This window comes from Mesorhizobium sp. M2A.F.Ca.ET.043.02.1.1, assembly GCF_003952405.1.
In the GTDB taxonomy this organism is placed as follows: domain Bacteria; phylum Pseudomonadota; class Alphaproteobacteria; order Rhizobiales; family Rhizobiaceae; genus Mesorhizobium.
This window is the reverse complement of record NZ_CP034445.1, coordinates 3622132-3646429: the sequence shown is the minus strand read 5'-3', so window position 1 is coordinate 3646429 and position 24298 is coordinate 3622132. Positions and strand designations below refer to the sequence as shown.

The following is a 24298-nucleotide window of genomic DNA, read 5'->3' as shown; positions in this document are numbered from 1 at the left end:
CGGCGACCCTCCCCAAGGGGGGAGGGTGGGAGCCTACGCCATCGCGTGGCGATGGTTGGCCGAGTAATGGCCGGTCAAATGATGCTCGAGCTGGCGTTCGATGTCGGTGAGCAGGCTCGACGCGCCGAAGCGGAACAGGTCCGGCTCAAGCCACGGCCGGCCGAGCTCCTCCTTCATCAGCACAAGCCAGTCGAGCGCGACCTTGGCGGTGGAAATGCCGCCGGCCGGCTTGAAGCCGATGAGATAACCGGTCTCCTCGAAATAAGCGCGGATGGCGCGCACCATGGTGAGACCGACGGGTAGCGTGGCGTTGACGCTCTCCTTGCCGGTCGAGGTCTTGATGAAATCGGCGCCCGCCATCATCGCGACCATGGAGGCAAGCATGACATTGCGCAAAGTGGCGAGATCGCCGGTGCCGAGGATGACTTTCAGATGCGCATTGCCGCAGGCCGCGCGCATGGCGACGATCTCGTTGAACAGCTCGCGCCATTTGGCGCCGTAGACCAGGCCGCGCGGAATGACGACGTCGATCTCGTCGGCGCCGTCCTTCACCGAAGCCTCGATCTCCTGCAGGCGGGTCGACAGCGGCGCAAGGCCGTGCGGGAAGGCGGTGGAGACGGCGGCGACATGGATGCCGGTGCCGCGCAGCGCGTCGACCGCGGTGGCGACAAAGGGATGATAGACGCAGACCGCCGCCGGACGGATGGTTTCGCCCGAGATGCCGAGACCCTCGACGATGTCGCGGCGCAGCGGATTGATCGCCTTGGCGCAGAGCCGGCGCACGCGCTCGTCCGTGTCATTGGAATTCAGCGTGGTGAGGTCCATGCAGGCGATGGCCCGCAGCAGCCAGGCGGCCTGGTTGTCGGCCTTGATCGAGCGCCGCTTGGTCAGCGTCGCGACACGGCGCTCCAGCGCCGAACGGTTGACGCTGCGCACCGATTCCAGGAAGCCGAGATCGAGCTTCATGCCGGGATTGCGGGCAATGCCATGTTCCAGCGGCAGCGGCGTGTTGGCGGCGGCACGCGCCGGCAGCGGCATCACCTTGGACGCGCCAGCGCCTGCTTCGCGGATCGTGCTCATCTCCTGCCCTTTCATTCAGCTGCTTACGCCGAAGGATAGCCCGTGAAGCGATGCTTCACGAGTCTTTCAAAGGCTCATAGCGGAAAAAGGCCGCCGAGGCAGTAGATTTTTGACCGTATGGTCAAATTGAGGCGCCTCAGCCGACGAAGGCGCGCTCGACGACGAAGCTGGCCGGATGGCTCAAGGAGCCCTCCTGGAAGTCGAGGCTCTCGGCGAGTTCCTTGACGTCCTTCAGCATGTGCATCGAGCCGCAGATCATGATGCGATCGGTCTCGGGATTGAGCTTGTCGATGCCGAGATCGGAATAGAATTTTCCGGAGCCGATCAGCGCGGTGATGCGGCCCATGCGCGCCGATTCCTCGCGCGTCGTCGAATTGTAGAGCGTGACGCGGCCGGCGGTCAGCTCGCCGATCAGAGGATCGCTTTCGAGCGCCGCCACCAGTTCCTGGCCGTAAGTGAGCTCGGCAATGTCGCGGCAGGTGTGGGTAAGGATCACCTGGTCGAACTTCTCATAGGTGTCGGGATCGCGCAGCAGGCTGGCGAAAGGCGCGATGCCGGTGCCGGTCGAGATCATGAACACCCGCTTGGCGGGCGTCAGCGCGTCGAGCACCAGCGTGCCGGTCGCCTTCTGGCGCATGATGACGGTGTCGCCGACCTGGATCTTCTGCAGCTCGGAGGTAAGCGGGCCGTCCGGGACCTTGATGGAGAAGAATTCCAGCTCGTCGTCCCAGGCGGGGCTGGCGACCGAGTAGGCGCGGAAGATCGGCTTCTCGGCATTGGGCAGGCCGATCATGACGAACTCGCCGGAGCGGAAACGCAGCGACTGCGGGCGGGTGATGCGGAAGGAGAACAGCCGGTCGGTGTAATGCTTCACCGACACCACGGTCTCGGCGTAGACATTGGCCGGGATCGGGAACTGCAGCGGCCTTGCGCCGGCGGTGTTCAACGCGGATGTCGTGTTCATCAAACCCAACTTTCCGGCCCAGACAAACGCACTGGGCGCCAAACTTTCTCCTGCGCGTCCGAACGGTCAGGTTCCGACGTGCCCGCTGCACATTGCCAAGCGGTAAGCTCTTGTGTCCGAAACTTATTAGTATACAAATGATCTTGAGGTCAAGATGGCGACGTAAAATGCCTTTCCAAACCAAGGCATATCCGTAGTCCTGCTATTTCGGGTTTCGGCAATGATTGAGAATTTTTCGGCGTCCGCGGGAAGCGTCGTAGCAGGCATCGACGTCGGCGGAACCTTCACCGACCTGCTTTTGATCGACGGCAAGGCGGGCGGCAAGGTCCATATCGCCAAGACGCCGACGACTGTCGAAAACCAGGCCTTCGGCGTGGTCGCCGCCCTTGGCGCCACCGGCTTTCCGATCGACGGCATCGACCTCATCGTGCATGGCACGACGACCACCACCAACGCCGTGCTGGAACGCCGCCTGGCGCGGACCGGCATGATCACCACGCGCGGCTTTCGCGACGTGATCGAGCTTGGCCGCCGCACCAGGCCGCAGGCCTATGGCATGACCGGCACTTTTGTCCCCGTCATTCCCCGCGACCTTCGGCTCGAAGTCTCGGAGCGGATCGAGGCTTCGGGCGCGGTGCGCATTCAACTCGACGAAGCCGAGATGCGCGAAGCGGTGAAGAAGCTGCTCGACGCCGGCTGCGAGTCGCTCGTCATCCACTTCCTGCACTCTTACGCCAATCCGTCGCATGAGCGGCGCGCCGCCGAGATCGCGGCGGAGCTTTGGCCGAACGGCCACATCACCACTGGACATGTGCTGCTTTCGGAAGCGCGCGAGTTCGAGCGTGGCGTGACGGCCGCCGTCAACGCGTCGGTGCAGCCGATCCTGGAGCGCTATGTCGAACGGCTGCGCAAGGAGCTTGGCGCGAAGGGCTACGCCCGGGACTTCCTGATCATGAACGGCAATGGCGGCATGATCTCGGCGCGTTTCGTCACGCTGGAATCGGCCAAGACGGTGATGTCCGGCCCGGCCTCGGGCGTCATCGCCGCCGCCTATACTGGAAAACGCGCCGGCTTCGGCAATCTCGTCACCTACGACATGGGCGGCACCTCGACCGACGTGGCGCTGATCCGCAATGCCGAGCCCGCCGTGTCGAACGAGATCGAGATCGAATATGCGATGCCGATCCATGTGCCGATGGTGGCGGTGCACACGGTGGGCGCCGGCGGCGGCTCGATCGCGCGTGTCGACGCGGCCGGGCTGATCCAGATCGGCCCGGAAAGCGCCGGCGCCAATCCGGGCCCGATCTGCTACGGGCGCGGCGGCGTCGAGCCAACCATCACCGACGCCAATCTGGTGCTGGGACGCCTGGCGCCGAAGAAGTTGCTGGCGGTCGACAATCCGGTCACCGTCGAGCGCGTCACCGGCATTTTCGAGGACAAGATCGGCAAGCGCACCGGGCTCTCTGGCGTCGAGGCGGCGGGCGCCGTTCTGAGACTCGGCAACATGAAGATGGCCGGCGCCATACGCATGGTCTCGGTGTCGCGCGGCCATGATCCACGCGATTTCGCGCTGTTCGCCTTTGGGGGCGCCGGGCCGCTGCATGCGACGGCGCTCGCCCGCGAGCTCGGCCTGCCGCGCGTGCTGGTGCCCGCGCGCCCCGGCATCACAAACGCGCTCGGCTGCGTCGTCGCGGATTTGCGGCACGACTTCGTCAACACGATCAATCAGCCGGTGAAGCTGCTCGATGAAGCTGCGCTTCGCGAGGTATTGGAACGGCACCGTAACGAAGGCGAGGCGCTGATCGCCAAGGAAGCGGTGAAGCCGGACGCGATCCGCGTGACGCACTCCGCCGACATGCAGTTCGTCGGCCAGACACACATCATCAACGTGCCGCTGCCCTCCTCTTCGGTTTCACGAGAAACGCTGCAGCTTCTGTTCGAAAAAGCCTATTTCGCCCGTTTCAAGGTCGAGCTGCCGGAAATCCGCGCCAACCTCGTCAACCTCAACACCTCGGTCACCGGCGTGCGGCCGCAGATCGACCTGTCGCGGCTGATCGACCCTGCGGGGCGCGCCGCGACGCTTGACGAAGCGCGGCGCGAGATCCGGCCGGTCTGGTATCATGGCACCTGGCACGACACGCCGGTCTATGCCCGCGAAAAGCTGCCGCTCGATGCCGTGATCGAGGGACCGGCTATCCTAGAGCAGATGGACGCCACTACCGTGCTCGAACCCGGCGACCGGGCCCACTCAGACGCGGACGGCAATATCATCATCGACATCGGCGAGGCCTGAGATGAGCACGCTCGACACGATCACGCTTTCGGTGCTGCAGGCGGCGCTGCAGCAGGTCTGCGACGAGATGGACCTGACCTTCTCGCGCGCCGCCTTCTCGCCGGTCATCGCCGAGGCCAATGACCGCTCGGACGGCATCTATTCGGCCGTCGACGGCTCGCTGATCGCGCAAGGCAGCCAAGGCCTGCCGGTGTTCGTCGGCGTGATGCAATACTCGACCAGGACGGTGATCGAGATGATCGCCGACGGAAGCTGCCTGGCGCCGGAACCGGGCGACATCTATATCGTCAACGACCCCTATCTCGGCGGCACGCATCTGATGGATGTGCGCTTCGTCATGCCGGTCTATCGGGGTGGAAAAATCTTCTGCTGGCTTTCCAACACCGGCCACTGGCCGGACATCGGCGGCTCGGTGCCGGGCGGTTTTTCCGCCTCGGCCACGGCGGTCGAGCAGGAGGGGCTGCGGCTGCCGCCGGTGAAACTGTTCAAGAAGGGCGTGCTCGATCCCGAGATCTACGCCATCATCTGCTCGAACATCCGCGTCGCCGACCAGCGTATCGGCGACATCCGGGCGCAGGCCGCGGCGCTGCTGATCGGCCAGGACAGGCTCAATGAAATCCTGGATCGTTACGGCGACGAAACCGTGGTCGAGGCGATCGCGGAGCTGCGCCGCCGCGCCGCCGAGCAGATGCGCGCCTCGATCGCCGTGATCCCCGACGGCGTCTACCGCTCGCAGGCCTTCGTCGATTCCGACGGCGTGGTGAACGAGCCGCTGACCATCAATCTCGCCGTCGAGAAGACGGGCGATACGCTGACCTTCGACTTTGCCGGCTCATCAGCACCCTGCGCCGGACCGATGAACAGCGTGCTGGCGACAACCTTGTCGTCGGTCTATCTCGCCATGCGCCATATTTTCCCGGAGGTGCCGATCAGCGCCGGCGCCTTCGAGCCGCTCAACGTCAAGCGGCCGGAGGGCACGTTCCTCGACGCCAAATATCCGCGGCCGGTCTCGGGCTGCGCGGCGGAGGTCTCGCAGCGCATCGCGGAAGCCGTGTTCGCGGCGATGGTGCAGGCGCTGCCCGAGAAGGTGACGGCCGCGCCCGCCGGCTCCAGCGGCAATTTCGCGCTCGGCGGCAACGATCCGACGCGCGGCCGCGACTATGTCATGTACCAGATCTCCGGCGGCGGCTATGGCGGCAATGCCGGCCATGACGGTTTGAGCAATGGCTGCTCGACCATCGGCATCTCGAAGTCGCCGCCGGTCGAGATCATGGAGCAGGCCTTTCCGGTGCTCTACCGCCACTATGCGCTGCGCGAAGGCTCCGGCGGCGCCGGGAAACATCGCGGCGGTTTCGGACTTGCCTATGAGGTCGAGATCCTGCGCGGCGAGGCGCGCGCGTCCTTCGTCATGGATCACGGCCGCTTCGGCCCGCAGGGCGCGCTCGGCGGCAAGGATGGCGCGCCGAACAGCGTGACCGTGTTCCGGGGCGGCGAAGCGCATGTACCGCCGCATCTTTCCAAGGAGCAGGACATCGCGCTCAAAGCCGGCGACCGCGTGCGGGTCGGCACGCCAGGCGGTGGCGGCTATGGCGATCCGCGCGAGCGTGACGCGAAGCAGGTCGCCGAGGATGTCAGGCTTGGGTACTATACGGCCGAGCAGGCCAGGGAGATGTTCGGAGTTGTTCCTTCAGCGGAAGGATCGGCAATCGACCGGACCGCGGCGCCTGAGAAGCACGGATAGAGGCGCCGGCGGGACAGCGCCCCCCTCTGGCCTGCCGGCCATCTCCCCCACAAGGGGGGAGATCAGACGTCACGATCGCTTTCGCCAATCACCAGCGTTGGAGAAAGATGCCAGCGCCGAAACCGCCAATCTCCCCCCTCGTGGGGGAGATGTCCGGCAGGACAGAGGGGGGCGCGAAGGATCGCTTGCGCTGATCACGGATCGAGTACGCTCTACGCCAGCTTCGCCAGCAGCCGCAGGAACGTCGCGGCCTCCTTCGCCGTCAGCGGCGCCAGCGTTTCCTCGGTGATGGCGCGCGCAAGCGGGATCAGCCGCTCGATCGCCTCGCGGCCTTCCGCCGTCAGATTGACCAGCAGCCGCCTCTTGTCGACCTCGTGCTTGGAAACCTCGACGAGGCCCCGCGCCTTCAGCCGGTCGATGACGCCTTTCACGGTGGCGGCATCCATGGCGATCAGCGTTCCGAGCTGGTTCTGCGAAGTCTCGCCGATGTCGTAGAGCTTGGCCAAGGCGGCGAATTGCGGCGGCGTCAGGTCGCCGATATGCGAGGCGAAGATCGACACATGGCGCTGATGCGCCTTGCGCAGGATGAAGCCGACCTGCTCCTGCAGATGGTAGTTGTTCTCGTCGCCGTCTTCGGTCTCGACCAGCCGCAGCAGATTGTCCTCGCCGCTCATCTGAGGCCATCCCATGCCTTGATGTCCTCGGCCGCCAGGCCGCCCATGCGGTTATGGACGCGCGGGCCGCAGGTCATGGCGAGGCAGAACAGGATCTCGTCGGGGCGCGGGCCGTCGCTGATGCCGACCTCCATGGCGTCGAAATGGCTGCGCACATAGGCGGCATTGATGTGGCCGAGCGGAACGTCAAGCCGCGAGCCGAAAGCGCCGACCTTCTTGGCCGACGGCACGATCGCCTTGGCGTCGCCGAGGCGCTCGCGCATGGCGTAGCCGCCGGGCACGTGCCACAGCGCGCCGTGCTCAAGCTCACCCGCGGTGCCGACGATTGCGCCCTTGCCGTAGCCGTCGATCTTCTTGACGTCGCCGCCGAGCGCGGCAATCAGCCTGTCGGAGAGCAGAAGGCCCAGCGGCTTCAGGTCCTCCATCGCGCCCTGCAGCTCTTCCACATAACGGCCGGCGAAAGGGTTCTTGACCACGGCAAGAGCCGCAGCGCGAAGGCGGGGCTCTTTCGCCACGGGGCCGCCGTCGTGGAAAATCTCCTCGGTCAGCACCGCGACCTTGCGTATCGGAAACTCAGGCATGGGCGAATTCCTCCTGTGCATGCTTGTTGGGCGCGGCGAGCGCTATCGCGCCGCTGATGCGGGCTTCGCCCGCCAGAAACAGCGCCGAGGCGGCGATCAAGCCGCGCCGGCGAAAATCTTCGGCGACCGCGAGGCCGTTGTCCAGCGCCCGGGCAACCTCGCCCGCCGAAAGCGCGCCGACGCTCTGCGTCACCAATTGCTCTCGGAGATCGCTGTCGGGCGCCAGGTCGCGCGCCGGAACGCGCGCGATAGCAGGGTGACCGGGCAGGTCGACGGCGTTGGCAATCAGCGTCGCCGCCGCATCGGCCTCGGCGCCGGTCGGCGCGAGAACGGTGACGGCATCGGCGATGCCGAACGAAAACGACCGCCCACGCCAGCCGCTGGTGGCGACGCCGCGCACGCCATCCTCGGCGTGGATACCGACGCGATCGGCCATGCCATTGCCGGTGCCGGCAATCGCCACCGTCATCGACTGATCCCTGCCGAGATAGAGGGCGCAATCGCCGCCATTGTTGACGTAAGCGCGGTCGAGCCGGCGGCCGGCGAGCATCGCGGCAAGAATTTCGTCGGCTACCGAACCGGCGACGGCCGCCATCGGCGTGATGAAGCATTCCGCCAGCGGCATGACGGCGGCTTCCATGCGGCGCGCCGTCGGGCCGGCGAAATCGCGCGGCGCCAGGAAGAAGGCCGGCAGGCGCAACTCGGGCAGCTCCTCGACCAGCTCGATCAGGACCGTCTGGAAGCGCGTGACCGCCTGCTGGTAGGCGGCGCGACGCTCGTCGTCAGAGCCAAAGGCCTCGACAATGAGATCGATCGGCCCATGGTTGAGATGGAGCCGCCGGCCGTCGGCAAGCCAATGCGCCTGCGGGCTGTTCATCACCCGGCACCGTTCGCCGCCGCGCGCCGCAGCTGCGCCAGCGGCGGCCAGGGATTGTTGACCGGCGCGCCGGTGTTGCTGCGCGGGTTGAGATACTCGCCGCCTTTGGCGAGGACGTCCTCGACGCTGCGGATCTCATTCTCATAGCCGCCGAGCCGCACATAATCGTCGCGGCGCATGGTGAACTCGATCGGCGCGACCAAAGCCGGCGTCGGCACATAGCCGAAGGCGCCTTCAGGGACGCGGGTGACGTCGACCATCAGCGTGATGCCGCCGCCCGGCCAGACATAGACCGGCGCGCCGCCCACCGTCACGTAGGTCCTTAAGCCCTGCACCGAGCGCGTGAGGTTGACCGGGTTTTCGGTGACGCCGGCGCGCAGCGAGCCGCCGGCGCCGCCTATGAAGAGAACCGTGCACAAAGCCGGCTCGCAATTGTCCTCGATCAGGCCGACCGTTTTTTGCAGCCGCTCCGGAAACGGTTTTTGGACCGGCCTCAGCTCGTCGTCCAGTTCGTAATAGGCGAACTGCTCGCCGGTGGTCGACACCATCAGCAGCGACAGGCCCGGGCGCGCGCCCTTCTTGGCGTTCCAATCGCCGAGGATCGACAGCGGATCGGAAATCGTCGTGCCGCCCCAGCCGAGGCCGGGCTCCGAGACCTTGAAATAGCGGCCGGGCGTCGAACGGCGGCCGATGATCTTTATGCCGGTGTCTTCCCAGCCCAGCACCTTGCCGGCCTGGTGCTCCGAGACGACGCCGGTGATGTGGTCGTCGACCACCACCACCTCGTCGACCAGGCCGCGCCATTGGGTGGCGAACATGCCGATGGTGGCCGAGCCGCAGCCGACGCGCATGCGGTGCTCGACCTTGCCGTCGATGACCGGCGGTTTGCCGGCTTCGACGATGACCGTCGCGCCGCCGTCGATGGCGAGCTCGACCGGCTTGCGGTTGCAGAGGTTGAGCAGCGCGTCGCAAGTGGCGCGGCCTTCCTGCTTGGAGCCGCCGGTCAAATGATGGACGCCGCCAAGCGACAGCATCTGCGAGCCGTATTCGCCTGTGGTGACATGGCCGATCGCCTCGCCTTGCGAATGCACGATCGCCGTCTCGTCGCCGATATGGCGGTCGGTGTCGATCTTCACCTTGACGCCGCAGTACGAAAAAATGCCTTCGGTGACGACGGTGACGAGATCGACGCCCTCGACCTCCTGGCTGACGATGAAGGGCGCCGGCTTGTAATCGGGATAGGTGGTGCCGGCGCCGATCGCGGTGACGAAACGGCGGCCGGTGTTGACCAGCTCGCCGTTCCAGGCTTCGCCTTCGGCAACGAAAGGCACGACCGCGCCGCCGGTCTCGGCGGCATGGTCGAGGATGGTCAGCGGATCCATGCGCACGATGCGGCCGCCGACATTGCCGTAGCGGTCGCAGGCGCCGGTGCGACCGTCGGCGATGTAGCACATGACCGGGCAGGCATCGCAGCGGATCTTCTCCGCCACCTGCTTCTCGCCGGGGTCATGGATTTCGAAACGTTCGGCAAGCTCGCTCATCGGCGCGCCTCCTTCTCGCGGATCGCCGCCAGGATGCGGCTCGGCGTCGCCGGCACCTTGGTGACCAGGACGCCGGTGGCATGGCGGATGGCATTGAGGATCGCCGGCGCGGTGGGGATCAGCACATGCTCGCCAAGGCCCTTGGCACCAAATGGCCCTTCCGGATCCGGAACCTCGACCAGTATGTGCTCGACCGGCGGCACGTCGCCGATCGTCGGGATGAGGTAGTCGTGCAGGTTCTCGGTGCGGCCGGGGATGTATTCCTCCATCAGCGCCATGCCGATGCCCTGCGCGATGCCGCCCTCGATCTGGCCTTCGACCAGCACCGGGTTGATCGCCTTGCCGACATCATGCGCGGCGGTGATCTTGATCAGCTTCACCGTGCCGAGCTTGAGGTCGACCTCGAGCTCGGCGATCTGCGCGCCGTAGCCATAGACGGCATAGGGCTTGCCCTGGCCCTTGGCGTCGAGCGGCAGCGTCGGCGGGTCGTAGGTTTCCTCGGCGACGAACACCAGGCCGTCGGCATCGGCCTTCAGCTCGGACAGATCGATGCGCCGCGCGGCATCGCCTTCGCGGATGGAAAGGTTCGCGCCGTCGAGCGCAATCGTCGCCTCGCCCGAGACGTTGGCAAAGCGCAGGATTTTTTCGCGCAAGGCGCGGCCTGCCTTCTCCGCGGCCTTGCCCGTTACAAAAGTCTGGCGCGAGGCGGATGTTTTGCCGGCGTCGGGCGTGATGGCGGTGTCGGCGCTCTTCAGCCGGAATTTCTCCAGCGGCAGGCCGAGCGCGTCGGCGCAGATCTGGGTGATGACGGTGTTGGAGCCCTGGCCGATATCGACGGCGCCCTGGTGCAGGACGACGTCGCCCGAGGCCGAGATGCCGACCTTAATGGTCGAGGGATTGGGCAACGAGGTGTTGCCGCAGCCATACCAGCAGGAGGCGACACCCACGCCGCGCTTGCTTGCCGTGTTGGCGGCGTTGAAGGCCTCCGCGTCCGCCAGCGCACAAGCCCAATGCGGTTGAAGCTGCTCCAGGCATTCGCCGATGCCGACGCCTGATTCCAGGCGCTGACCGGTGACCGTCTCGCACCCGTCGCGCAGGCAATTCTTCAGCCGAAAATCCAGACGGTCCATACCGAGCTTGCCGGCGAGCTGGTCATAGAGGGTTTCCTGCATGATGGTGGCCTGCGGCACGCCGAATCCGCGGAAGGCGCCGGCGATCGGGCCGTTGGTGTGGATGGCGTTGCCGGTGGCGCGGTAGTTTGGCGTCAGATAAGGGCCGGAGGCATGCACCGGCACGCGGTTCGCGACGGTCGGCCCCCAACTGGCATAGGCGCCCGTGTTGAAATCGCCCTCGAAGACCATGCCGGTGATGCGGCCTTCGGCATCGGCGCCGATGGTCGCCTTCATCTCGGCCGGATGGCGCTTGGTGGTCGACATCATCGATTCATTGCGGGTGTAGGCAAGCGCCGCCGGCCGCCCGGTCTTCATCGCGACAAGGCCGATCAGCGGCTGCAGCGAGACATCGAGTTTCGACCCGAAACCACCGCCGGTGGCGGTCGGCACGATGCGCACCTTGTCGACGGGAAGCCCGAGCACCTTGGCGGTGTCGTCGCGGTCCATATAGGGCGCCTGCGTACAGGCGACGACGACCAGCGTGTCGCCATCCATATAAGCGTAGCCGGCTTCCGGCTCGATATAGGCGTGCTCGACGAAGGAAGTCTCGATTGAGCCGGAGACAGTGGCGGCAGCGGCTGCGAGCGCTCGTTCCGGATCGCCGCGTTCGACATAGCCGGAGGTCAGCAGGTTTGCCGGCCGGTGCTGGTGGATCAGCGCGGCGCCATCGGCCTTCGCCTCGCGCGGCTGCAGCACATGCGGCAGTTCGGTCCAGGCGATCGGAAAATTCGTCAGGTCGAGATCGAGGATCGCCTCACGCTCGCCCGCCACCAGCGCCACCGCCTCGCCGCGCAGACGGACAAAGCCTTCGGCCAGCGCCGGCTGGTCGGCAAAAGGACCGATGACGCCGAAGCAGTTCTTGCCGGGGATGTCGGCGGCGGTGAAAACGCCGGCAATGCCGGGATGGGCTTCGACCCAGGCATCGAGGTCGCCGAAGGCAAAGCCGGCATGATAATGCGGCGAGCGGACCACCAGCACCGACAAGGCATCAGCCGGGAAGGAATCGCCGCCGAATTTCTCGGTGCCATTGACCTTCGGCACGCCGTCGAGGCGGATCGGCGAGGCGCCGACCGCGTGGCCCACGTCCGGCAGGCGAAGGTCGATGCCGTTCATATGCCGCGAGGACTGCATCACCGCAGCGACGATTTTTCGATAGCCGGTGCAGCGGCAGAGCACGCCGCCCAGCGCATCCTGCGTCTCGGCTTCGCTGGGTGTCGGGTTGCGCTCCAAAAGCGCGGTGGCCGCGACCAGCAGGCCGGGCGTGCAGATGCCGCATTGCGCGGCGCCATGTTCGAGGAAGGAGGCCTGCAGCGCCGAAAGCCTGCCATTGGCAAGGCCCTCGACGGTGGTGACGGCGGCGCCGGACACCGAGGCTGCCGGCACAAGGCAGGCGCAGACCGGATTGCCGTCGACCAGCACCGTGCAGGCGCCGCAATCGCCGGCGTCGCAGCCGACCTTGGTGCCGGTCAGCCGCAACTCGTCGCGCAAGACCTGCGACAGGCGCCGCACGGGAGGCACAGAGACGCTGACGGCGGCACCGTTTACCTCAAAGGCAATGTCGGCGCGCTCGATGCCGGATTGGGCCATGCCGGATTGGGCCATGCTCATGCGGCCACCTTGCTTTCGCCGAGGCCGATTGCGGCACGCACCGCGCGCGCAACGATCTCGCGCGCCGCGTCCTGCCGGTACTCGGCGCTGCCGCGTACATCGGCGATCGGCGACAATTCATCGATGGGCGCCGACAGCACCGCGTCGGCAAGCGCCTCGTCGATCGGACGTCCGCGCAGGACCGCCTCGACGCCGGAGAGGCGGCGGGCGACCGCCGAGCAGGAGCCGACCGCGATCGCCGCTTCGGCGATGACGCCATTCTCGACCACAAGCCGCGCCGCAGTCATGGCGATCGAGATGACGAGATAGCGACGGGCGCCGAGCTTGACGAAGGCCGAGGTGCCGACCGCGGAGCGCTTCGGCACACGGATGGCGGTGACCATCTCGCCCGGCTGCAGCGCCGTGCGGCGATTGCCAAGGATGAACGCGTCGAGCGGCAGAGGACGGGTGGCTTTCGCCGTGCGCAATTCAACATCGGCGTCGAGCGCAAGCAGCGCCGGCACGCCGTCGGCGGCGGGCGAGGCGTTGCAGAGATTGCCGGCAATCGAGGCGACGTTTTGGATCTGGACCGAGCCGACTTCGCGCGCGGCCGATTTCAGCGCGTCGAAGGCGGGCGGGAGCGGGTGACGGACAATATCGGTCCAGGTGGTGCGGGCGCCGATCCGCCAATATTCGTCGGTCTCTTCGATGCCGCGCAGTTCGGCGAGACCGTTGATGTCGAGGATGTTGTCGCGGAAAGGTTTTGCGCCCTGCGCCGGATAGAAATCCGTGCCGCCGGCGAGTATCCGCCAGCGGTCCTCGCCAAGCAAAGCGAGCGCCTCGTCGACCGTGGTGGGTTTCGCGTAACGGATCACGCTCTGCCTTCCAGAACCTTCCCAGAAACGAGCCGTCCCCGATTGGCCCGCCCAAAGCGCCTTGCCCTGGGACTTTCCGCCGGTATCCAGACCGGTCAAATTCATTCGTATGCAAATGATATCAGGCCGGTCGGAATTGTCAAAGCCGGAGTTGGCGCGGCAAAGACCTGAACGCGATTGTTATGGTGCCGGAGGTTGACGCCGCCAGCCATCTGGTCAAGGTTCCGTGTCCGGTCGCGTCAGCGGCTTTGGACTGGAGCCTCAAGCCGATACGAGGGGGCCCAAACGAGAGGGAAGCCGCATGGCCGACGAAGCGCTGATCGTCATCGACCTGCAGAACGATTTTTGTCCAGGCGGCGCGCTGGCGGTGGCCGGCGGCGACGAGATCGTGCCTTTGGTCAACGACCTGATCCGGCGGACCGACCATGTGATCCTGACGCAGGATTGGCACCCGGCCGGACATTCGAGCTTCGCCTCCAGCCATCCGGGCAAACAGCCCTTCGAAACCATAGATATGCCCTATGGGCCGCAGACCTTGTGGCCGGACCATTGCATCCAGGGCAGCCTCGGTTCCGATTTCCACTCCGGACTTGCCTGGACCAAAGCCGAGCTGGTGATCCGCAAAGGCTTCCGCACAGCGATCGACTCCTATTCGGCCTTCTTCGAGAACGACCATAAGACACCGACCGGCCTTGGCGGCTACCTGAAGGAACGCGGCATCGACACGATCACGCTGGCCGGGCTCGCCACCGATTTCTGCGTTGCCTTTTCCGCACTCGACGCGGTGAAGCAGGGTTTCAAGACGACAGTCCGGCTCGACGCCTGCCGCGGCATCGAACTCAACGGCTCGGTGGAGGCGATGCTAAAGCGCATGCACGAAGCCGGCGTGACGCTCGAAGATCACTCGGCGGATTGACCGGACCGTGGGGAAGGTCCCCCTCACCCGGATTGCCAGCCGAATTGCGAAGGGCAATTCGGGGCAATCCGACCTCTCCCCGAGGGGAGAGGAGATAGCTGGTTTGCAGCGCCGGAAAGCGGGTTCCCCCTTCTCCCCTTGTGGGGTGAGAAGCGGTCCGCGCAGCGGACGAAAAGCCAATTGCTTGGCTTTTCGAGCTTCGAACGCCCTGAGCCAGCGAAGGGCCGGGTGGTGTCGCCGAAGGCGACGGATGAGGAGTGCTCCAGGGAAAGCCAGCGTCTCACTCCGCTGGAGCACCCCTCATCCGTCTCGGCGCTATCGCGCCGATCCACCTTCTCCCACAAAGGGAGAAGGGAAAGCGCGCGGCGGCCGGATTTTTCTATTCGCCGCGCTCGCCATCGCGCTGCTGCTTCCAGCGCAAGCATTCGCCGCCGAAATGCACGAACTGCCCGGCGCCGCCATGTCGCTGTGGTGGGGACTGCCCTTTGCCGGCCTGCTGCTGTCGATCGCGACCGGACCGCTGCTCTTTCATCACCTGTGGGAACATCATTACGGCAAGATCGCCGCCGGCTGGGCGGCGCTGGCGGTGGTCCCGCTGGCCGTCACTTTCGGCATTCCGACGGCAGGCGAAGCGGTGCTGCACACGCTGCTCACCGAATACATGTCCTTCATCATCCTGTTGTTCGCGCTCTACACGATCTCGGGCGGCATCCTGCTTGCCGGCAACATCCATGGCACGCCGCTCACCAATGCCGGGCTGCTGCTCATCGGCGCGCTGCTTGCCTCGGTCATCGGCACGACCGGCGCCTCGATGATCCTGATCCGGCCGATGCTGCGCGCCAACGACAACCGGCCGTTCAACGCCCATGTGGTGATCTTCTTCATCTTCCTGGTCTCCAACATCGGCGGCTCGCTGACGCCGCTCGGCGACCCGCCGCTGTTCGTCGGCTTCCTGCGCGGCGTGGATTTCTTCTGGACGACGGTGCACATCCTGCCCGACACGCTTTTTGTCGGCGGGCTGGTGCTGGCGGTGTTCCTGGCGATCGATTTGGTCCTGCATCGCCGCGAGGCCGGCTTGCCGAAGATCAAGGACCCGACGCCCGATACAAAGGTGCGCCTGCGCGGGCTGGCCAACCTGCCGCTGCTCGCCGGCGTGATCGGCGCGATCCTGCTTTCGGCGAGCTGGAAGCCGGGGGTGAGCATCCCGGTCGTCGGCGTCGGCCTGGAGCTGCAGAACCTGGTGCGCGACGCCATCATCCTGGTGCTGGCGTTTCTCTCGCTTCGCGTCTCCTACAAGAGCCACCGCGAGGCCAACGGCTTCACCTGGGGGCCGATCGCCGAAGTGGCGAAATTGTTTGCCGGCATTTTCATATGCATCGTGCCGGTTATCGCCATCCTGCGGGCCGGCCATGACGGCGCGCTGGCGCCGCTGGTGGCGCTGGTCACGTCCGCCGACGGCCAGCCCAACGATCTCGCCTATTTCTGGCTGACCGGGGCGCTGTCTTCCTTCCTCGACAACGCGCCGACCTATCTGGTGTTCTTCGAGCTTGCCGGAGGTGACGCCCAGCACCTGATGACTGAGGCAGCCTCGACGCTGGCCGCGATCTCGGCGGGAGCGGTGTTCATGGGCGCCAACACCTATATCGGCAATGCGCCGAACTTCATGGTCTTCGCCATCGCCAGGCATCGCGGCTTCAAGATGCCTGGCTTCTTCGGCTACATGGCGTGGTCCGGCCTGGTGCTGATCCCGACGTTTCTGATCGCCGGGTTTTTGTTTTTCGGGTGAAGCGGCGCGGAGCCTTACCTCCCCCTTGTGGGGAGGTCGGACTGCAGGTCCGGTTGGGGGTCGGCGCTGCCCCCTCCCCGCTGCTTCGCAGCGACCCTCCCCACAAAGGGGGAGGGTAATCCTCAGCCCACCCCCACGTACCGCCGCACCGCCGAGGGATCGGCCCGCAATGCCTCGACGTCCACCGTCTCGCGGTTGCGGCCGTTCTCGATGAAGCAAACCCGGTCGGCGACCGAGAGCACGGCATCGACGCGCTGCTCGACCAGGATGGTGGAAACGCCGAGCTCGCGCAGCTTGGCCACGGTCTCGCGGATCCTGGCGATCATCGACGGCATCAAGCCTTCGGTCGGCTCGTCCAGCAACAGCACTTGGGGCTCCAGGCAGAGCGCGCGGGCCATGGCCAGCATCTGCTGCTCGCCACCGGAGAGCGTGCCGGATCGCTGCTTCAGCCGCTCGCGTAGCAGCGGGAAGAGATCGAGGACGTTCTCGCGCGTCTGCTTGCCCTTACCCCGCGCCATGAGGCCGATCTCGATGTTTTCCGCCACCGTCATCTCGGCGAACAGGCGCCTGCCCTGCGGCACATAGGCAACGCCGGCCTTGGGCACGTCATGCGCGGCGAGCCCGGTCAGCTCCTTGCCGTCCAGCCTGATCGAACCCGCCGCAGCAGGCACCAGACCCATGATCGCCTTCAGCGTCGTCGTCTTGCCGGCGCCGTTGCGGCCAAACAGGCACAGCACCTCGCCCTTGTTCAAGGCCAGGTCGAGACCGTAGAGCACCTGCACCTCGCCATAGAAGCAATCGAGGCCGGCAATGGTGAGCAATCCGTCATTGGTTCCAACGGAGTCAGCCATGGGTCGCTCCGAGATAGGCGTCCTGGACTTGCGTGTTGGCGCGGATCTCACCCGGCGTGCCTTCGGCGAGAATCTTGCCCGAATTGAAGACAGTGATGCGGTCGGCGAGTCCCATGACGACCGGCATGTTGTGCTCGATCAGAAGAACCGTCGCGTCCCTGGCGATCCCGCGCACCAGCGTGATGAAATTGTCGATCTCGCTGTCGGCCAGGCCCTGTGTCGGCTCATCGAGGATCAGCAAACGCGGCTTCAGCGCCAGGCCCATCGCCACTTCGAGCAGACGCTGATGGCCGTAGGAAAGGTGCGCGGCCAGCGTGCCGGCGCGCTCGGCAAGTCCGGTGCGCTCCAGCGCCGCCATGACGCCGGTCCTGACCTGCCCCTTGGTGCGGCCGTCGGTCAGCGTGCGTTGCACCGGCAGCGCGACATTGTCGAAGACCGTGAGGTTGGCGAAGACGCTGGTGATCTGGAACGTGTAGGCGACGCCGAGCCTGACCCGTTGGTAGGCCGGCATGGCGGTGATGTCGACGCCGTCGAAGACAACGGCACCCGACGATGGCCGGATGCGGCCCGAGAGCAGGCTGACGAAAGTCGTCTTGCCGGCGCCGTTCGGGCCGATGACGGCGCGAATCTCGCCCGGCATCAGCGCGAAGTCGACGCCGTCGACGGCGCGCAGGCCGCCGAAGTTGCGTGACAGGCCTTTGGTGGTGAGCAGCGGCGTCATGGCAGCCACCCCAGCCAGCGCTCGCGGATGCTGCCCATGATGCCCTTCGGGGCAAACAGGACGAGCAGGATGAGCGCCACGCCGACAATCAGCAGATAGGCCGAGGTGAAGCCGCTGGTGATGTCAGTGACATAATACATGAACAGCGTGCCGATGAGCGGTCCGAGCGTGGTCGCGGCGCCGCCGAGCAGCACCCAGAGCAGCGGCAGAATCGAATACTGGATCGACGCGAAATTCGAGCCGACATAGCCGAACAGCAGCGCATAAGCGGCGCCCGACGCAGCGCAGATGGCGCCGGAGGCGACGACAGAGATGAGCTTGTTGGCGACCGTGTCATAGCCGAGCATCTTCGTGCGCTCTTCGTTCTCTCGGATGGCGACCAGCACGCGGCCGAAGCGGGAGCGGACAAGGGCAAGCGTGATGAGCAGCGCGACCGAGAACAGCGCCAACGCGCCCATGTAGCGCACCGTCGGGTTGGTCAGGTCGAGGGATGCGCCGCCGATCGAAATCACCCGCGATGCCTGCTGGATGACCAGCCCCTGGTCGCCGCCGGTCCAGGCGGCGAAATAGAGGATGAGCAGATAGAAGACCTGAGCGAACATCATGGTGACGATCATGAACGCCACGCCCGAGGTGCGCAGCGCCAGCAGGCCGATAACCAGGGCGAGCAGCGCGCCGCAAGCGACGCCGGCAAGGAAGGCTTCCGGCACGCCCCAGCCGAGGTGGTAGACGGTCAAGCCCGCGCCATAGAGGCCGGCCGAGAAGAACATGGCGTGGCCGAGGCTGAGCAGGCCGACATAGCCGAAGAGCAGATTGTAGCCCATGGCAAAGACCGCCAGCGCCATGATGCGGGCAAACAGGCCCTGATGGTAATCCGGCAGGATGAAGTTCAGCGCGAAGAGAAGCGCGATGACGCCGATATGCAGGGCATAGGTCTTTGCCGGCGAAGCATCCCTCATCGCGGCGCGGTTCCGAACAGGCCCTGCGGCCGGAACACCAGCACCATTGCGACCACCAGCGTGGCGATGATCTTGGCGAGCGTCGGCGAGAAGAACATCGAGATGATGCCGTCGGAGAGGCCGATCAGGATGGCGGCGACGACGGTGCCGCGCAGCGAGCCGAGGCCGCCGATGATGACGACGATGAAGGAGAGCAGCAGCGGGTCCTGCCCCATCAGATAATGCGCCTGGCTGATCGGCACGATCAGCACCGCGGCGATCGCCGCCAGCATGGCGCCTATGGCGAAGACGCCGGCATAGACGCGCTCGACCGGAATGCCGAAGGCCTGCGCCGTCTCGCGATCATATTGGGTGGCGCGCATGATCAGTCCGATCTTCGTACGCGTCAGCACCAGCCAGGTGATGACGAGCAGGATGGCGGAAGCGGCGACCACCGACAGCTTGTAGCCGGAATAACCGAACCACGGCAGAAGGATACGGTAGCTGAAGGGAGGCTCGACCGGGCGCGCCTCTGGACCGTAGAAGGTGAGCGCCAGTTGCTGGATGATGTAGAGCATGCCGATGGTGGCGACGATGGTGCTTTCGGGGTTGTAGTTCAGCCGCCGCAGCACCAGCCATTCGGCGAGGAACGCGACCAGCCCGACGAGCAAGGGCGCGATCACGAGTGCTGCGACGAAACCTACCGCCGGATGGCCGGAAATCGCCGTCGAGACGGCCCAGGCGAGCACCGCGCCCAGCATGAAGAACTCGCCGTGTGCGACATTGACGATGCGCATGACGCCGAACACCAGCGACAGGCCGAGCGCGGTCAGCGCCAGCACGGCGGAGGTGACCAGGCCTTCAAGGGCGGCGAGGAGGAGATGGGGTCCGAAATGCATGGATTATTTGCCAACGGAGGCGCGAGACCCCCCTCTCTGCCCTGCCGGGCATCTTCCCCTCAAGGGGGGAGATTGGCAGTTCCTGCGAAGGCGCCTACCTGCCGGCCTGAGCGATTGGCGAAAGCGGAAATAACAGCTGATCTCCCCCCTTAAGGGGGAGATGTCCGGCAGGACAGAGAGGGGGGCCTGGGCGCTCACGCTGGTTGGAATGAACCTACAGCGCCTGCGTCGTGTAATCCCCTTCCGGCTCGTAGAGGCCGTCCTCGATCTTGGTCTTGTGCACGACCTTGAGCTTGCCGCCTTCGACCTTGGAGATGTTCTGGATGCCGAAACACTGGTGGATCTTGCCGTTGAAGGTCTTCGGGCCCTGCGGATGTTCCGGTCCCTCGGCGAATTCCTTCAGCGCCTCGGTCGCCTCGACCAGCTTGGCGCGGTCCACCGGTCCCTTGTAGCCGGCATCTTCCATCGCCTTCTTGACGACGTAGAGCGTTTCCCAGCAGCCGAACATGTGCGAGGCGGTGGAGATGTCCTTGGGATCGCCGACCGCGGCGCCATTGTCGTCGATGCCGACGGCGGCGCGGTAGGCTTTCTGCGCGGCGGAATCATCGGGCTGCGCGTAGCGCGGCGAGCCTTCCCAGAAATGGCTGCCGTCGAGGAATTCGAGGCCGGGGCTGTTGATGTCGACGGCCTCGAGCGAATCCATGAAGCCGAAAAGCTGCGGCCTTTGCGAACCGTAGAACTCGCCGAGCTCCTTGACGAAGGTGAGCACCGCAGGGCCGACCATGACGTGGTAGATCACCTCGGTCTCGGCCGGGATCTGCGGGAAGTATTTGGTGAAGGACGATTCCGTCGGCGGGATGGCGATCTGGGCGATGACGTCGGCGCCTTGCGCCTTCAGCGCCGGCGGCAGGTAGTCGCGATGGTCGTAGCCGAAGGCGAAGTCGGGGAAGATCTGCGTCACCTTCTTGCCGGCGTTCGCCGCGATCCACGGCGCCATGGACTGGATCTGGCTCTTCACGTCGGTGATGCCGGGCTGGAAGACGTAGCGGTTGAGTTTGGTCGAGGCGACGTGATGGCCTTCGCTGACCACGAAATAGGGGATCTTGTTCTCGCCGGCGGCGGGCGCCGAGCCGATCACCACATGCGAGAACAAGGTGCCGAAGACGATATCGGTCTTGTGCTGCTTGGCGAATTTGTTGACCACCTCGGCGCCGCGCGCCGGATCGGTGCCGTCGTCCTCGATCACCAGCTCGACCTTGCGGCCGCTGATGCCGCCGGCGTCGTTGATCGCCTTGACGGCGGCAGCACTTGTCTTCTCGTACCAGCGGCCATAGGCGGCCCCGATGCCGGTGCGGTGCGACTGGAAGCCGATCTTGATCGGCGCCGAGCTCTGCGCCTGGCTGTAGCGGACGAAGCCGGGCGCCAGCGCAAGGCCCGCGCCGGCGGCGATGCCCTTCAGCGCGGTGCGGCGCGACAGCGTCGTCTTGGAGAGATCGAAAAATCCGTTCTTGTCAGCCATGTCGGTTCCCCTGTTTTTTCAGTCTTGACCAGCGATAAGGCGGCTAATCCATCCCGTTCCGAAGGATGGAAAAATTGCATGTGTACAAACTAAATCACCAAAGCTTTGGCATGGCAAGCGAGCTTTACCCGACGGCATCGTTGGCACGCTTTGTGTCATCCGGCGGTCGGCGTGGCAAGCAACCAAAGCCCGAAGATCGTGTAGGCGATCATCAGCAAGGTGAGTGGCAATTGACTGAGCGCTGCGCGCGACGGCTGTTTGTAGAGACGCCAGGCAAGGCCATGCGCGACGAGCACGGCCAGCACATGGCCGCCGATGATGACGCCGGCCTGCAGATTCCAGAGCCACCAGGCCGACTCGGCGCCGGCGACGACGCCGGCCTCGACCATCCTATTGGCGGTGCCGAACAGGTCCCAGCCGAGCGCGAACGGGTCGGAGAGCGCGACCAGCGCATACTGGCCGTCGACCAGCAGCACCGCGAGGTAATGCGCGATGTGATAGGCAAGCGCGATCGGCACGATCGACCAGACCAGCAGGCCGGCCGCGTCGCCGAAAGAATGTTTGTCGCCGGCGAGGCGCTGGCCGAGAAAGACGGCCAGGGCGAACACCGCCGCCAGCAAGGCGAAGGTGAGCACCAAGCCAAAACTGCCGATGCCGATCAGCGCGGTGCGGCCGGGATATTCCAGCGGATTGACACCGAACAGGCCGAGCCAGAAGAAGGTTTTCGACAGGCCGTCGAAGGACACCGACGACAGCGCCAGCAGGAGGAAAGCCGTGCCGCTTGGCGGCAGTGGCTCCGCGGCGAGTAATTTGGCGCCCGGCCAGCAGAGTTTCAGCCGGCCTTCGTCACGCTCGAATGGCGCGAAGCGGCCGACCATCGAGAAAAAAACGGTCAGGAACTCGCCGCGCTTGCTCCAGGCGTCGCAGCCGAAGGTGAGCATGGCGATGAAGCTCGCCAGCCAGTAGAGGCCGGCGGCAAAGGCGAGGCGGGCCGGATCGTCGGGGGCGGGATCGATCAGCTCGAACCAGGCGAAGGCTAAGAACAGCACGAAGGCCGGCCAGTAGCCGAGCCAGTTGGGCAGGCGCGATCGGTTTGCATCGTCCGCAGGAAGGCCGAAGACGCGAGAGGCGACACGCCACGGCACGTACCATGGGTTGAGCCATACCCAGAGATCGCCGAGCAAGCCCTGCAGCAGCGTGAAGCCTGCCCAGAGCAGCGTCCAGATCACCAGCGGCAGCGGGTTGGAGAGCGGATCGCGGCTGCCGAGAAAGCCGGCGGCGACGAGAAGTATGAAGCCGGCAAAGGAAATCAAGCCGAAGAGGGTGCGCGGAGCATCGCCGAAGGTGAGCATGGGCAAGCGCCGGCGCCAGAAGCGGTCGAGGGCGGCGGGCGGCAGCAGCGCCAGGACGAGGAAGCTGACGGCCACGGCCAGCGCGCCGCCGGCGATGTAGTAGCCGGTCGGGAGAAGCAGGACGTGACCGCGATCGGAGGCGTGGGCGAATGCGGGGGTGGGGAGAGCAGCGGGGAAAGCGAGAGAGAAGGCTAACCTGCGGCGACGGCGTTCTACGGCCCCCCTCTCTGTCCTGCCGGACATCTCCCCCTCAAGGGGGGAGATTAGCAGTTTCAGCGCCGGTTCTTCCTTCGCAACGTCGAAGGTTGGCGAAAGCGGAGACACAAGCTTAATCTCCCCCCTTGAGGGGGAGATGTCCGGCAGGACAGAGAGGGGGGCGAAGGAACTCGACCTATCCAGCCTCGCAGGACCGCTCGACGATGCCACAGGGAGCCGCCCTCTACACCTTCACCAACTGCTCCACCCTGCCCTTCTCGCCAAAGATGCGCAGATACCGCTTGATTTCCTTCTCATCCCCTGTCGCCTTGGCGGGATTGTCCGACAGCTTCACCGCCGGCCGTCCATTGGCTTCCGTCACCTTGCAGACCAGCGAGATCGCGTCGAGGCTGTCAGTCTCCGTCGGGGCGCAGCCTTCGAAATCATTGGTGAGGTTGGTGCCCCAGCCGAAGGACATGCGCACCTTGCCGCGGAAGTGCCTGTAGGTCTCCTCAATGGTCTCGACCTCAAGGCCGTCGGAGAAGATTAGCAGCTTCTGCTTGGGGTCCTTGCCCCTCTTGCGCCACCAGTCGATGATCTTCTCGCCGCCCTCGATCGGCGGCGCGCTGTCAGGGCGGAAGCCGGTCCAGTCGGCGACCCAGTCCGGCGCCTCGCGCAGGAAGGAGTCCGTGCCGAAGGCGTCGGGCAGCACGATCAGGAGATTGCCGCCATAATAGCGCTGCCAGTCCTGCAGCACCTTGTAGGGCGACTGCCGCAACTCCTCCTCGGAGTTGGCAAGAGCCCCAAACACCATCGGCAGTTCATGGGCGTTGGTACCCAAAGCCTCGAGGTCGTTGTCCATGGCCAGAAGCACGTTGGAGGTGCCGGTGAAGGCATCACCGATGCCTTCCTTCAACGCCTCGACGCACCAACGCTGCCAAAGGAAAGAGTGACGGCGTCTTGTGCCGAAGTCGGAAATGCGGATGCCAGGCAGCGCCTTCAGCCGCTCGGTCTTGGCCCACATCTTGGCCTTGGCGCGAGCATAGAGCACATCGAGCGCGAAGGGGCCGAAGGAACGCATCGCCGCGCGGGAACGCAGCTCGTTGATGATGGCCAAAGCCGGGATTTCCCAGAGCGTGGTGTACATCCAGGGGCCGGGGAAGGAGAGCACGTACTGGCCGTCGCGCCGCGACAGCTCGTAGGCGGGCAAGCGGAAATCCTCTAGCCATGCGAGGAATTCCGGCTCGAAGATCTGTTTGCGGCCGTAAAAAGTGTTGCCGCCCAGCCAGATCATCTCCTTTTTCGAAAAGCGAAGCGTGCGGGCATGGTCGAGCTGCTCGCGCAATTCTCCTTCGTCGATCTCGTCGGCCAAGCGCACCGAGGTCGTGCGGTTGATCAAGGTGAAGGTGGCGTCGACCTTGGGATACATGCCCCAGATCATCTGCAGCATCAGAAGCTTGTAGAAATCGGTGTCCAGCAGGCTGCGGACGATCGGGTCCAGCTTCCAGGTGTGGTTGTAGACGCGCCGCGCTATGTCAGTCTTTGCCATGCTTCCTCACCCATGAAGCACGACGCACTCAAACGCGGGCGCCAAGCTTCAAGTCCTTGTTCGAGCAACTCCGCTTGGAAGACCGTCGCGCGGTTTTCCTGGAATGCCTCAGCCAACTGCCTCTTAGCATTGTATTTTCGAACGCGCTCCCCGCTTTGCAAGCTGGCCCGACAAAAAGCGGCTATGC

Annotated in this window: 19 protein-coding genes; 4 read left to right on the top strand and 15 right to left on the bottom strand. The window is 65.4% G+C overall.

All coding sequences use genetic code 11. The features are described 5' to 3' along the window. Positions 1–33: 33 nt before the first annotated feature. Positions 34–1080, bottom strand: coding sequence for a deoxyribose-phosphate aldolase (gene deoC, locus EJ068_RS17550; protein WP_129554674.1), 1047 nt, complete (start codon positions 1078–1080; stop codon positions 34–36). 136 nt (positions 1081–1216) lie between these two features. Continuing rightward, the gene (locus tag EJ068_RS17545) at positions 1217–2044 is read right to left on the bottom strand and encodes a ferredoxin--NADP reductase (protein ID WP_127252028.1); all 828 of its coding nucleotides are present in this window, start codon (positions 2042–2044) and stop codon (positions 1217–1219) included. 220 nt (positions 2045–2264) lie between these two features. On the opposite strand from EJ068_RS17545, the gene EJ068_RS17540 reads away from it, so the two are divergent. Then, the gene (locus EJ068_RS17540) at positions 2265–4337 is read left to right on the top strand and encodes a hydantoinase/oxoprolinase family protein (RefSeq protein ID WP_128314622.1); all 2073 of its coding nucleotides are present in this window, start codon (positions 2265–2267) and stop codon (positions 4335–4337) included. Between the two features lies 1 nt (position 4338). Further along, positions 4339–6078 carry a hydantoinase B/oxoprolinase family protein gene (locus tag EJ068_RS17535; RefSeq protein ID WP_127252030.1) on the top strand — a complete coding sequence of 580 codons (1740 nt, stop codon included), beginning with the start codon at positions 4339–4341 and terminating at the stop codon, positions 6076–6078. Between the two features lie 212 nt (positions 6079–6290). Here EJ068_RS17535 and EJ068_RS17525 read toward each other — a convergent pair whose 3' ends face one another. The 6 genes from EJ068_RS17525 to EJ068_RS17500 are packed head-to-tail and all read right to left on the bottom strand — an operon-like array spanning position 6291 to position 13385. Further along, positions 6291–6752 carry a MarR family transcriptional regulator gene (locus EJ068_RS17525; RefSeq protein ID WP_127252031.1) on the bottom strand — a complete coding sequence of 154 codons (462 nt, stop codon included), beginning with the start codon at positions 6750–6752 and terminating at the stop codon, positions 6291–6293. Continuing rightward, the gene (locus tag EJ068_RS17520; protein WP_126063206.1) at positions 6749–7333 is read right to left on the bottom strand and encodes an amino acid synthesis family protein; all 585 of its coding nucleotides are present in this window, start codon (positions 7331–7333) and stop codon (positions 6749–6751) included. Before EJ068_RS17520 ends, EJ068_RS17525 begins: the two co-directional genes overlap by 4 nt. Then, positions 7326–8210 carry a UPF0280 family protein gene (locus EJ068_RS17515; RefSeq protein ID WP_127252032.1) on the bottom strand — a complete coding sequence of 295 codons (885 nt, stop codon included), beginning with the start codon at positions 8208–8210 and terminating at the stop codon, positions 7326–7328. Before EJ068_RS17515 ends, EJ068_RS17520 begins: the two co-directional genes overlap by 8 nt. After that, complete coding sequence (locus EJ068_RS17510; RefSeq protein WP_127252033.1) at positions 8210–9751, bottom strand: 6-hydroxynicotinate reductase; 1542 nt, start codon at positions 9749–9751, stop codon at positions 8210–8212. The genes EJ068_RS17515 and EJ068_RS17510 overlap by 1 nt, the downstream gene beginning before the upstream one ends. Continuing rightward, positions 9748–12531: a molybdopterin-dependent oxidoreductase gene (locus tag EJ068_RS17505; RefSeq protein ID WP_127252034.1), complete on the bottom strand. Its 2784-nt coding sequence runs from the start codon at positions 12529–12531 to the stop codon at positions 9748–9750. The genes EJ068_RS17510 and EJ068_RS17505 overlap by 4 nt, the downstream gene beginning before the upstream one ends. Then, complete coding sequence (locus EJ068_RS17500) at positions 12528–13385, bottom strand: xanthine dehydrogenase family protein subunit M (protein ID WP_127252035.1); 858 nt, start codon at positions 13383–13385, stop codon at positions 12528–12530. The genes EJ068_RS17505 and EJ068_RS17500 overlap by 4 nt, the downstream gene beginning before the upstream one ends. Positions 13386–13686: 301 nt before the next feature. Here EJ068_RS17500 and pncA point away from each other — a divergent pair, with 301 nt between their 5' ends. Beyond that, positions 13687–14301, top strand: a complete 615-nt coding sequence (gene pncA / locus EJ068_RS17495; protein ID WP_129554673.1) for a bifunctional nicotinamidase/pyrazinamidase — start codon at positions 13687–13689, stop codon at positions 14299–14301. Between the two features lie 436 nt (positions 14302–14737). After that, positions 14738–16087, top strand: a complete 1350-nt coding sequence (locus tag EJ068_RS17490) for a sodium:proton antiporter (protein WP_127253462.1) — start codon at positions 14738–14740, stop codon at positions 16085–16087. A gap of 122 nt (positions 16088–16209) precedes the next feature. Here EJ068_RS17490 and EJ068_RS17485 read toward each other — a convergent pair whose 3' ends face one another. From EJ068_RS17485 to pncB, 7 genes are all read right to left on the bottom strand, one after another. Beyond that, on the bottom strand, positions 16210–16938 hold the full coding sequence (locus EJ068_RS17485; RefSeq protein WP_127253463.1) for an ABC transporter ATP-binding protein: 729 nt from the start codon (positions 16936–16938) through the stop codon (positions 16210–16212). Beyond that, positions 16931–17659: an ABC transporter ATP-binding protein gene (locus EJ068_RS17480; RefSeq protein ID WP_127253464.1), complete on the bottom strand. Its 729-nt coding sequence runs from the start codon at positions 17657–17659 to the stop codon at positions 16931–16933. Before EJ068_RS17480 ends, EJ068_RS17485 begins: the two co-directional genes overlap by 8 nt. Then, entirely contained in the window at positions 17656–18618 is a 963-nt protein-coding gene (locus EJ068_RS17475) for a branched-chain amino acid ABC transporter permease (protein WP_127253465.1), read from the bottom strand. The genes EJ068_RS17480 and EJ068_RS17475 overlap by 4 nt, the downstream gene beginning before the upstream one ends. Beyond that, entirely contained in the window at positions 18615–19496 is an 882-nt protein-coding gene (locus EJ068_RS17470; RefSeq protein WP_127253466.1) for a branched-chain amino acid ABC transporter permease, read from the bottom strand. Before EJ068_RS17470 ends, EJ068_RS17475 begins: the two co-directional genes overlap by 4 nt. 214 nt (positions 19497–19710) lie before the next feature. Next, on the bottom strand, positions 19711–21015 hold the full coding sequence (locus EJ068_RS17460; protein ID WP_127253467.1) for an ABC transporter substrate-binding protein: 1305 nt from the start codon (positions 21013–21015) through the stop codon (positions 19711–19713). A gap of 155 nt (positions 21016–21170) precedes the next feature. Next, on the bottom strand, positions 21171–22610 hold the full coding sequence (locus EJ068_RS17455) for a hypothetical protein (protein WP_127386458.1): 1440 nt from the start codon (positions 22608–22610) through the stop codon (positions 21171–21173). A gap of 196 nt (positions 22611–22806) precedes the next feature. Further along, a complete protein-coding gene (pncB, locus tag EJ068_RS17450) occupies positions 22807–24111 on the bottom strand; it encodes a nicotinate phosphoribosyltransferase (protein ID WP_126079981.1) in 1305 nt (434 codons plus the stop codon). Positions 24112–24298: the final 187 nt, after the last annotated feature.